Annotated in this window: 10 protein-coding genes; all 10 read left to right on the top strand. The window is 57.7% G+C overall.

The features are described 5' to 3' along the window. Position 1 precedes the first annotated feature (1 nt). The 10 genes from ACQRAX_RS03490 (at position 2) to fliE (ending at position 9,651) form a co-directional block, all read left to right on the top strand. Entirely contained in the window at positions 2-934 is a 933-nt protein-coding gene (locus tag ACQRAX_RS03490) for a ketoacyl-ACP synthase III (RefSeq protein WP_412038206.1), read from the top strand. Positions 935-1,186: 252 nt separating this feature from the next. Beyond that, positions 1,187-2,038, top strand: coding sequence for a flagellin domain-containing protein (locus tag ACQRAX_RS03485; RefSeq protein WP_412038207.1), 852 nt, complete (start codon positions 1,187-1,189; stop codon positions 2,036-2,038). Between the two features lie 72 nt (positions 2,039-2,110). Further along, the gene (locus ACQRAX_RS03480; RefSeq protein WP_412038208.1) at positions 2,111-2,476 is read left to right on the top strand and encodes a flagellar protein FlaG; all 366 of its coding nucleotides are present in this window, start codon (positions 2,111-2,113) and stop codon (positions 2,474-2,476) included. Between the two features lie 110 nt (positions 2,477-2,586). Continuing rightward, positions 2,587-3,933: a flagellar filament capping protein FliD gene (gene fliD, locus ACQRAX_RS03475; protein ID WP_412038209.1), complete on the top strand. Its 1,347-nt coding sequence runs from the start codon at positions 2,587-2,589 to the stop codon at positions 3,931-3,933. 128 nt (positions 3,934-4,061) lie between these two features. After that, a complete protein-coding gene (gene fliS, locus ACQRAX_RS03470; RefSeq protein ID WP_412038210.1) occupies positions 4,062-4,457 on the top strand; it encodes a flagellar export chaperone FliS in 396 nt (131 codons plus the stop codon). A 9-nt stretch (positions 4,458-4,466) separates the two neighbouring features. Beyond that, positions 4,467-4,763 carry a flagellar protein FliT gene (fliT, locus tag ACQRAX_RS03465; RefSeq protein WP_412038211.1) on the top strand — a complete coding sequence of 99 codons (297 nt, stop codon included), beginning with the start codon at positions 4,467-4,469 and terminating at the stop codon, positions 4,761-4,763. 170 nt (positions 4,764-4,933) lie between these two features. Further along, the gene (gene fleQ / locus ACQRAX_RS03460) at positions 4,934-6,409 is read left to right on the top strand and encodes a transcriptional regulator FleQ (RefSeq protein ID WP_412038212.1); all 1,476 of its coding nucleotides are present in this window, start codon (positions 4,934-4,936) and stop codon (positions 6,407-6,409) included. A gap of 205 nt (positions 6,410-6,614) precedes the next feature. Next, a complete protein-coding gene (locus ACQRAX_RS03455; protein ID WP_412038213.1) occupies positions 6,615-7,829 on the top strand; it encodes a sensor histidine kinase in 1,215 nt (404 codons plus the stop codon). Beyond that, a complete protein-coding gene (locus ACQRAX_RS03450) occupies positions 7,826-9,205 on the top strand; it encodes a sigma-54-dependent transcriptional regulator (RefSeq protein ID WP_412038214.1) in 1,380 nt (459 codons plus the stop codon). Before ACQRAX_RS03455 ends, ACQRAX_RS03450 begins: the two co-directional genes overlap by 4 nt. A 119-nt stretch (positions 9,206-9,324) precedes the next feature. Then, a complete protein-coding gene (gene fliE / locus ACQRAX_RS03445) occupies positions 9,325-9,651 on the top strand; it encodes a flagellar hook-basal body complex protein FliE (protein ID WP_010224994.1) in 327 nt (108 codons plus the stop codon).

The raw sequence follows: 9,651 nt of genomic DNA, 5'->3' as shown, positions 1-9,651 counted from the left end.
AATGATTGGCATCAAAAGCATCGCGAGTTACGTACCTGCTGAAGGCGTGGATAATTACGCCCAGGGTGCGAAATTCGGCAAGGATCAGGATTTTATCTTCGGCAAGATAGGTTCGACTTTTCTGCCGCGCAAGGACGCTACCCAGGAAACTTCTGACCTGTGTGTTGAAGCGGTCAAGGCGTTGTTTGCTGCCAATCCGGCGCTGGACCCGGCATCAATCGATGCGTTGATTGTCGTGACCCAGAACGGCGATGCCGAAGGTCTGCCGCACACTGCTGCCATCGTCCAGCGCAAGCTGGGCCTGCCGACGCACATTGCTGCGTTCGATATTTCCCTGGGCTGCTCTGGCTACGTGTATGGCATCTATGCCTTGAAGGGGTTCATGGAGGCCGCTGGTCTGAAGAACGGCCTACTGATAACCGCTGACCCCTATTCGAAGATCGTCGATCCCGAGGACCGCAACACCACCATGTTGTTCGGCGATGCCGCCACGGCAACCTGGATGGGGGAGGATGCCGACTGGCAACTGGGTAAGTCGCTGTTTGGCACCGATGGTGCCGGTGCCGAGTTTCTGCGTACCACCGACGGCAAGTTCTATATGAACGGCCGTCAGGTCTACAACTTCGCCTTGGTCAAAGTGCCGGCACACCTGCAGCAGTTGCTTGAGGCCAGTCAGTTACAGGCGCAGGATATTGATCTGTACTGCCTTCATCAGGGCAGCGCGGCGATTGTCGACGCCGTCTCCCAGCGTTTCGAGGGGAGTGAGCCGGGCAAGTTCGTCAAGGATATGGTCGAGACAGGGAACACCGTGTCGTCGAGCATCCCGCTGCTGCTGGAGAAGCATGTTCTCGGTTCACAGCACAAACGTGTCGCGCTGAGCGGATTCGGTGTGGGTTTGTCCTGGGGGTCTGCGATCATCGAGCGTCGCGACTGAAACCAGGGAGCTGAAATCAACGCCGCCGCTTTTCGGGCGGCGTTTTGGTTTCTGCCCGGCAGGCGCAATGCCTTTAAAAGGCATCGATTCCCCCCGATTTTATTGGGCTGGCAGGATGCCAGTAATATTTTTCGAAAAAACCCTAAAGCAACTTGCCTTGACGACGATAACTACTACGAAGGTTCTCTGTGCCACACCCGGCGAATTGCCAAGGCCGGAAGCCGTAGTACCCAATCCAACGAGGAATTCGTCATGGCTTTGACTGTAAACACTAACACTACCTCTCTGGGCGTTCAGAAAAACCTGAACCGTGCTTCCGACGCACTGAGCACCTCGATGTCCCGTCTGTCCTCCGGTCTGAAAATCAACAGCGCCAAAGATGACGCTGCCGGCCTGCAGATTGCAACCCGTATGACTTCGCAGATCCGTGGTCAGACCATGGCAATCAAAAACGCCAACGACGGTATCTCCATCGCCCAGACTGCTGAAGGTGCGATGCAAGAGCAGACCAACATTCTGCAGCGTATGCGTGAGCTGGCTCTGCAATCGCGTAACGACTCCAACAGCGAAGACGACCGTAAAGCACTGGACAAAGAGTTCCAGGAAATGCTGAAGGAAATCGACCGTATCGCTGGCAGCACCCAGCTCAACGGCAAAAACCTGATGGACGGTTCCGCCAGTTCCATGGTCTTCCAGGTTGGTTCGAACGCCGGTGGCGTCAACCAGATCACCGTCGACCTGACCAAAGACATGCGTTCCACCGGCGACCTGGCCAGCCTGTCGGGCCTGAGCATCCTGGGTAGCGACAGCGCCGAAGCTGCCACTAACTTCGACGCAGCCATCAGCGGTATCGACAAGGCACTGCAAGGTATCAACGATGTTCGTGCTGACCTCGGTGCTGCACAAAACCGTCTGACCAGCACCATCAACAACCTGCAAAACATCAACGAAAACGCCGAAGCTGCTCGTGGCCGTGTACAGGACACCGACTTCGCTGCTGAAACTGCTCAGCTGACCAAGCAGCAGACTCTGCAGCAAGCTTCGACTTCGGTTCTGGCTCAAGCCAACCAGCTGCCATCTGCCGTACTGAAGCTGCTTCAGTAATCGCCTGATGGTTGTCGGCGGGGGAGTGCATCTTGTGCGCTCCTCCGCCTTTTGCATTGAGAGGTGGTAGACATGGATATGAGCGTCAAGCTGAATCTGTCCTATCCGGTCGCGCGTCCGGTCGAGCAGGCTGCGGACAAGCCGACCACCCAGACCGTTCAGGCAGTTCAGGCAGTCAAAGAAGCAAAGGCGTCTACCCAGGACAATCAGTCCGAGATTGAAAAAGTAAAATCTGCGGTCAGGGACATTGAGACATTTCTCGCCTCGAACCGCCGCAATCTAGAATTTTCCACGGATGAAGAGTCCGGCAGAATTGTCGTCAAAGTGATCGCCAGTGAGACTGGTGAGCTGATTCGTCAGTTGCCCTCGGAAGAGGCCCTGCGAATTGCCCACAGCCTGAGCGATGTGAACAGCCTGCTGTTCGACGCCAAGGTCTGATACCTTAAAGATTCAAGTGTCCGCTAGGGTGGTTGGCTAGGGGCAGCGCAACGGAGAGGGAGTTACCCATGGCAAGCCCAATTATAGCGAGTATCGGCACCGGTTCCGGTATGAACATCGGTGACATCGTCAAGGTACTGGTTGATTCCGACACCGCCGCCAAAGCGGGTCAGATCAAGCGCCAGACCGCCAACAACTCAGCGATGATCTCGGGTGTTGCCTCGCTCAAGGGCGCCTTGTCCACATATCAGGCTGCTTTGAATAAACTCAATGACAAGGACTCGCCATCCTTTCTCGCCTTTGCCGCGACCAGTGGCAATGACAGCTTGGTTAGTGCAAAGGCGAACAACTCTGCGGTGCCGGGTAGTTACCTGGTAGAGGTAGATAAGCTTGCCACCTCCTCTCGGGTCGCCAGTAAAGTGTTCTCCGGTGCAGATGCGCCTATTTCCGAGGGCACGCTGGAAATCACCCAGAATGGCAAGGTCTACAAGGTTGAGGTTGGGGCCAATGCGACCCTTCAATCGGTGCGCGACAGTATCAACAGTGCTTTGGGCAAGGACGGCATTACCGCCAACATCATTAATGACGGCACTGGCTCGCGCCTAGTGTTCGGCTCGACCACCACCGGTAAAGATTCGGATATTTCCGTGGCTGGCATCCCGGAATTGGTCATCGACAATACCAATGAAATGTCGGGTGATGCGGCTGGTCGTATCGGTGCGCTGGCTATCGATGCTGAGGTCAGAATCGATGGTATTGCCGTTACCAGCAAATCAAATCAATTGAACAGTACGGTCAGTGGTCTGAGCCTGGAGCTGAAGGCCGAGGGCAGCAAAACCACGGTTACAGTTGGGGTTAACAATGAGGGTCTAAAGAAAGACGTTCAGACCTTTGTTGATGCCTACAATGCGGTGGTCAAGACAGTCGCTAACTTGACCTCGACCGGCAAGGATGCTGACGGTAATACAGTCTTGGGGCCGCTGACCGGTGATCCGGCTACACGTGCGCTGCTGGCTTCGCTGCGTTCGGAGCTTGCCGTTGCCCAGACTGGCGGAGGGCTTACTTCGCTGAGTCAGTTGGGTATCAACACGACTAAGGACGGCACCCTTGAGTTCAACGACGTCAAGTTCAGCGCGGCATTGAATGACAAGAAACTTGGTGGCGAGGTGCAGGCACTTTTCACTAAAGATGACGGCGTGATCGCGCGGATGAATAAGGCCATAGAGCCGTTCCTGCAGTCGGGCGGAACGCTCGACAAGCGTAGCGATGCGCTCAATCGTTCGCAGCGCCAGTTGGAGTCACAGCAAGAAGCGCTGGACTATCGAATCGAAAGCCTGACAGCATCGTTGACCAAGAAGTACATCGCCATGGATGTCGCGGTCGGCAAGCTCAAGGCCCAGGGCGATAGCATCGCTTCGCTGTTCGATGCCCTAAACGCCCAAGCCAAAAAGTCCTGATTGATCAATCGCCAAAAGCCCGGCAGCATCGTTTAGGTGCGCCGGGCTTTTTCATTTTCTCTAAAGTTTTTTGACGCCCAGGCGATACAATCGCTATACGAAACCTTTTAGTTGTGACGAGGTAGAACATGAATCCGATGTTGGCTCTTCGCCAGTACCAGAAAGTCAACGGCGTGGCCCAGACCTCCGTGGCCAGCCCGCATCGTTTGGTACAGATGCTGATGCAGGGCGGCCTCGATCGCATCGCTCAGGCCAAAGGCGCCATGGCACGCAACGATATCGCCCAGCGCGGCATCCTGATCGGCAAGGCCATCGGGATTGTCGGCGGCCTGCGCGAAGGTCTGGATCTGGAAAATCATGCTGACTCGCTGGCCGAACTGGATAACCTGTATTCCTACATGAGCAAGCGCTTGGTCGAAGCCAACGTGCAAAACGATCCGGAAATCCTCAACGAGGTCGCCCGCTTGCTGATTACCGTCAAGGAAGGCTGGGACGCGATTGGCGATCAATCCGCCGACGTCTAGGAGGTTGTGATGAGTGTCGTGCTCGAACGTATCGAACAAACCCGCGAAGCGTTGCTGGGTGCCCTGGCCAGTCGCGACTGGGAGGCGATCAGCGAGCTCGACGTCAGCTGTCGGTTGTGTGTCGATGACGTACTGGCCGAGGCATCGGTCAACGAAGACGTGTTGCGCAGCAGTCTTGAGGAATTACTCGGGGTCTATCGGCAACTAATTGAGGTTGCAAGTGACGAGCGTCAATCTTTAGTTGATGAGATGACGCAGATCCGACATGCCAAAAACGCGGCAAAGGTATACCATTTGTTCAGCTGAAGCTGGGCAAAACCAAAAACAGAGCGCCATAAATTTGACTCTGTACGGTTTTTTGACTTAACTAGTAGCTGTTTTCATATTTCAGACGTCCGAACACTGACCGTTCAGTCGGAATGATGTCGAGCTTGCCCTCACTAGGGCGCCGAGATGACTAGGGAAGTTGCTATTGCATGTGGCGTGAAACCAAAATTCTGCTGATCGATGACGATAGCGTTCGCCGCCGCGACCTGGCGGTGGTGTTGAATTTTCTTGGCGAAGAAAATCTAACCTGCTCAAGCCATGACTGGCAGCAGGCGGTTGAGTCGTTGTCATCCAGTCGTGAAGTACTCTGTGTCCTGATCGGGACCGTAAATGCTCCGGCAAGTCTCATGGGCCTGCTTAAGACAGTGGCCGCTTGGGATGAGTTCCTTCCGGTTCTGCATTTAGGTGAAATTTCTTCTGCAGAGCTGCCGGAAGAACTGCGCCGTCGCATTCTTTCCAATCTTGAGATGCCGCCGAGCTACAGCAAACTGCTCGATTCGCTGCACCGTGCCCAGGTCTATCGCGAGATGTATGACCAGGCCCGCGAGCGCGGTCGCCAGCGGGAGCCGAATCTGTTCCGCAGCCTGGTCGGTACCAGCCGTGCTATCCAGCATGTGCGCCAGATGATGCAGCAAGTGGCCGATACCGACGCTAGCGTGTTGATCCTCGGCGAGTCGGGTACCGGCAAGGAAGTGGTCGCGCGTAACCTGCACTACCATTCCAAGCGCCGTGAAGCGCCGTTCGTGCCGGTCAACTGCGGTGCGATCCCGGCTGAGCTGCTGGAAAGCGAACTGTTCGGCCATGAGAAGGGTGCCTTTACCGGCGCCATCACCAGCCGTGCCGGGCGTTTCGAGCTGGCCAACGGCGGTACCCTGTTCCTCGACGAAATCGGCGACATGCCGCTGCCGATGCAGGTCAAGCTGCTGCGCGTGCTGCAGGAACGGACCTTCGAGCGGGTGGGTAGCAACAAGACCCAGGGTATCGATGTGCGCATCATCGCTGCGACCCACAAGAACCTGGAAAGCATGATCGAAGCGGGCACCTTCCGCGAAGACCTGTACTACCGCCTCAACGTATTCCCCATCGAGATGGCTCCGCTGCGCGAGCGCGTCGAGGACATCCCGTTGCTGATGAACGAACTGATCTCGCGCATGGAACACGAAAAGCGCGGCTCGATCCGTTTCAACTCGGCAGCGATCATGTCGCTGTGTCGTCATGGCTGGCCGGGCAACGTTCGCGAATTGGCCAACCTGGTCGAGCGCATGGCGATCATGCATCCGTACGGTGTGATTGGTGTCTCGGAGCTGCCGAAGAAATTCCGTTATGTCGATGACGAAGACGAGCAGTTGGTCGACAGCCTGCGTTCCGACCTGGAAGAGCGTGTAGCCATCAATGGCAGCTCGCCGAGCTTTGCCACTCACGCGATGCTTCCGGCAGAGGGTCTGGATCTTAAGGACTACCTCGGAGGCCTGGAACAAGGGCTGATCCAGCAAGCTCTGGATGACGCCAATGGCATCGTTGCGCGCGCCGCCGAGCGTTTGCGTATCCGCCGCACTACCCTGGTGGAGAAAATGCGCAAGTACGGCATGAGCCGTCGCGACGGAGAAGAACAGGCGGAGGATTGACGCCGGTCTGGCTGTGGCGGAGCGCAGGGATGCTCCCGTCATGGTTAATATCCCTACCTTTTTCAGGGCTGTAACGCCCGTCTCATCGGCCTTTGCCGCCGCTTTGCAACGTACCTCCGCACGCCCCTGAATCTATCCGGCACGGCTATTGCTATATCGCAGGTAACATACCGTTTTATGACGGTCAGCCACGCGAGAGAGCACGATGCCCCAGGCCGCCACCATCTCCTGTGTCCCTGAGCCGAAGGGGCCCAACGCCACCGAACAGGAAAGCCGTCTCGGACTTGAGCAGGCCTTTGCCCTGTTCGATCAGGTGTCCACTCAGCTTAGTGAGTCCTACAACTTGCTCGAAGCCCGGGTCACTGAGCTCAAGGGCGAACTGGCGGTGGTCAGTGCCCAGCGCATGACTGAGCTTGCCGAAAAGGAGCGCCTGGCTAATCGCTTGCAGAATCTGCTTGACCTGTTGCCGGGCGGGGTCATCGTCATTGATGGTCAAGGCCGTGTACGCGAGGCCAATCCTGCTGCCTGCGATTTGCTCGGCGAGCCGTTGGTGGGCGAGCTGTGGCGTCAGGTCATCGCGCGTAGCTTCGCGCCGCGTGAAGACGATGGCCATGAGGTGTCGTTGCGCGATGGTCGGCGGCTGTCGATTGCCACTCGCTCGCTGGATGCCGAGCCGGGCCAGTTGGTGCTGCTCAATGACCTGACTGAAACCCGTCACTTGCAGGGGCAACTGGCGCGCCATGAACGTTTGTCATCTCTGGGGCGGATGGTGGCTTCGCTGGCCCATCAGATTCGTACGCCATTGTCGGCTGCTTTGCTTTACGCCAGTCACTTGGCTGAACAGAGCTTGCCGCTGGAAACTCAGCAACGCTTTGCCGGCAGTCTCAAAGAGCGCCTGCATGAGCTCGAGCATCAGGTGCGCGACATGTTGGTGTTTGCCCGAGGCGAGCTGCCGTTGACTGACCGGATCACGCCAAAAGCCCTGTTCCAGTCGCTGCAGCAAGCTGCCCAGGCCCATATTCAGGGCCATGCGGTGCGCTGGCAGTGCGACAGTCATTTGGGTGAGCTGCTGTGTAATCGCGACACTCTGGTCGGCGCCTTGCTCAACCTGATTGAAAATGCCCTGCAGGCCAGTGGCGAGCCTGCGCGCCTGAAGGTGCATCTGTACCGTCGTGGGGCGATGCTGCGCCTGTGTGTCAGTGATGCGGGGGAGGGTATCGACGGTGCCTTGCTGGCGCGCCTGGGCGAGCCGTTCCTCACCACTAAGGCTACCGGTACCGGTCTCGGCCTGGCGGTGGTCAAGGCAGTGGCGCGGGCGCACCAAGGTAGCTTGGAGATACGTTCGCGGCCAGGCCTTGGAACGTGCGCAGTGGTCACGCTGCCGTTGATAAATGCGTTGGATATGGAGAAAGAGCAATGAAGGTCATCAAGGTGCTGCTGGTCGAGGATGATCGGGCACTGCGTCAGGCTTTGGGCGATACCCTGGAGCTGGGTGGCTTTGATTATCGTGCAGTCGGCTCGGCCGAAGAGGCACTGGAGGCGGTGGCGCAAGAGGCGTTCAGCCTGGTGGTCAGTGACGTCAATATGCCGGGGATGGACGGGCATCAGTTGTTGGGGTTGTTGCGTGCCGGTCAGCCGCAATTGCCGGTGTTGCTGATGACCGCCCATGCTGCGGTTGAGCGCGCCGTCGAAGCCATGCGCCAGGGCGCGGTGGATTATCTGGTCAAGCCGTTCGAGCCGCGAGCATTGCTTGATCTGGTTGCGCGTCATGCTCTGGGGGTGGTGGTCGGCGTCACCGATGAAGGGCCTGTGGCCTGCGAGCCCGCGAGTGCGCAGTTGCTAGAGCTGGCGACGCGGGTGGCACGTAGCGATTCGACGGTATTGATTTCCGGCGAGTCTGGTACTGGTAAAGAAGTCCTGGCGCGCTTCATCCATCAGCAATCGACGCGGGTCAACCAGCCGTTCGTGGCGATCAACTGCGCGGCGATTCCAGACAACATGCTCGAGGCGACATTGTTTGGCCACGAGAAGGGTTCGTTCACTGGTGCTATCGCCGCTCAGGCGGGCAAGTTCGAGCAGGCTGACGGCGGTACTTTGTTGCTCGATGAAATTTCCGAAATGCCCTTGGGACTGCAAGCCAAGCTGCTGCGGGTTCTGCAGGAGCGGGAAGTGGAGCGGGTTGGCGGACGCAAGCCGATAACCCTGGATATCCGTGTCGTAGCTACCACCAATCGTGATCTGGCCGGTGAGGTGGCGGCCGGGCGTTTCCGGGAAGACCTGTTTTATCGTCTGTCGGTGTTCCCTTTGGCCTGGCGACCGCTGCGCGAACGCAGCGCCGATATTCTGCCGTTGGCTGAGCGCTTGCTGGCTCGCCACGTCAATAAAATGAAGCATGCACCGGTGCGCCTGTCGCTTGACGCCAAGGCTTGCCTGCAAGGGTATGCCTGGCCGGGCAATGTGCGTGAGCTGGATAACGCCATTCAGCGAGCCTTGATCCTGCAGCAGGGCGGGGTGATCGAGGCGGCAGATTTTTGTCTGGCGGGCGCTATGCCGATGTTCACCAGTGCGCCGGTGCCAGCGCCGCCGCCATCGTCGGAGGGCGAGGCGCTGGGTGGCCTGGGTGATGACATGCGCCGCCACGAGTTTCAGATGATCATCGATACCCTGCGCGCCGAGCGCGGGCGCCGCAAAGAGGCGGCCGAGCGTCTGGGTATCAGCCCACGGACCCTGCGTTACAAGTTGGCGCAGATGCGTGATGCCGGAATGGACGTCGAGGCCAGTCTGTACGCCAGTTGAAGGGTTGAATATTCGCGCTTTTGTACGGCGATGACGCAGAGCTGGCACTTTTGTTGCTAAGTCCTGCCTATCCGCTGCGTGAGTGTCAAAAAAATGCGGGCCGTCGGAGAGAGAAGTACATGAGCCAAGGTGTTGAGTTTAATCGATTGATGTTGGATATGCGGGCCATGCAAATGGACGCTATGTCTATGCCCAAAGCGGCAGCCGCGCCTGAGCTCGGCTCGAGCAATTTTGCCGACATGCTGGGGCAGGCCATCAATAAGGTCAGCGACACCCAGCAGGCTTCCACGCAGTTGGCCAATGCCTTCGAGATTGGCAAGAGCGGCGTGGACCTGACCGACGTGATGATTGCCTCGCAGAAGGCTTCCGTATCGTTTCAAGCCTTGACCCAGGTGCGCAACAAACTGGTCCAGGCCTATCAAGACATCATGCAGATGCCGGTATAA

The organism is Pseudomonas sp. UM16 (assembly GCF_050312595.1).
Lineage (GTDB): Bacteria > Pseudomonadota > Gammaproteobacteria > Pseudomonadales > Pseudomonadaceae > Aquipseudomonas.
The sequence above is the reverse complement of the archived record's forward strand: the minus strand, read 5'-3'. Positions and strand labels throughout refer to the sequence as shown.

Coding starts and splice junctions, on each gene's coding strand:
- fleQ (WP_412038212.1), top strand. CDS start 4,934: ATGTGGCGTGAAACCAAAATTCTGCTGATCGATGACGATAGCGTTCGC.
- fliT (WP_412038211.1), top strand. CDS start 4,467: ATGAGTGTCGTGCTCGAACGTATCGAACAAACCCGCGAAGCGTTGCTG.
- fliS (WP_412038210.1), top strand. CDS start 4,062: ATGAATCCGATGTTGGCTCTTCGCCAGTACCAGAAAGTCAACGGCGTG.
- ACQRAX_RS03455 (WP_412038213.1), top strand. CDS start 6,615: ATGCCCCAGGCCGCCACCATCTCCTGTGTCCCTGAGCCGAAGGGGCCC.
- ACQRAX_RS03450 (WP_412038214.1), top strand. CDS start 7,826: ATGAAGGTCATCAAGGTGCTGCTGGTCGAGGATGATCGGGCACTGCGT.
- fliE (WP_010224994.1), top strand. CDS start 9,325: ATGAGCCAAGGTGTTGAGTTTAATCGATTGATGTTGGATATGCGGGCC.
- ACQRAX_RS03490 (WP_412038206.1), top strand. CDS start 2: ATGATTGGCATCAAAAGCATCGCGAGTTACGTACCTGCTGAAGGCGTG.
- fliD (WP_412038209.1), top strand. CDS start 2,587: ATGAACATCGGTGACATCGTCAAGGTACTGGTTGATTCCGACACCGCC.
- ACQRAX_RS03480 (WP_412038208.1), top strand. CDS start 2,111: ATGGATATGAGCGTCAAGCTGAATCTGTCCTATCCGGTCGCGCGTCCG.
- ACQRAX_RS03485 (WP_412038207.1), top strand. CDS start 1,187: ATGGCTTTGACTGTAAACACTAACACTACCTCTCTGGGCGTTCAGAAA.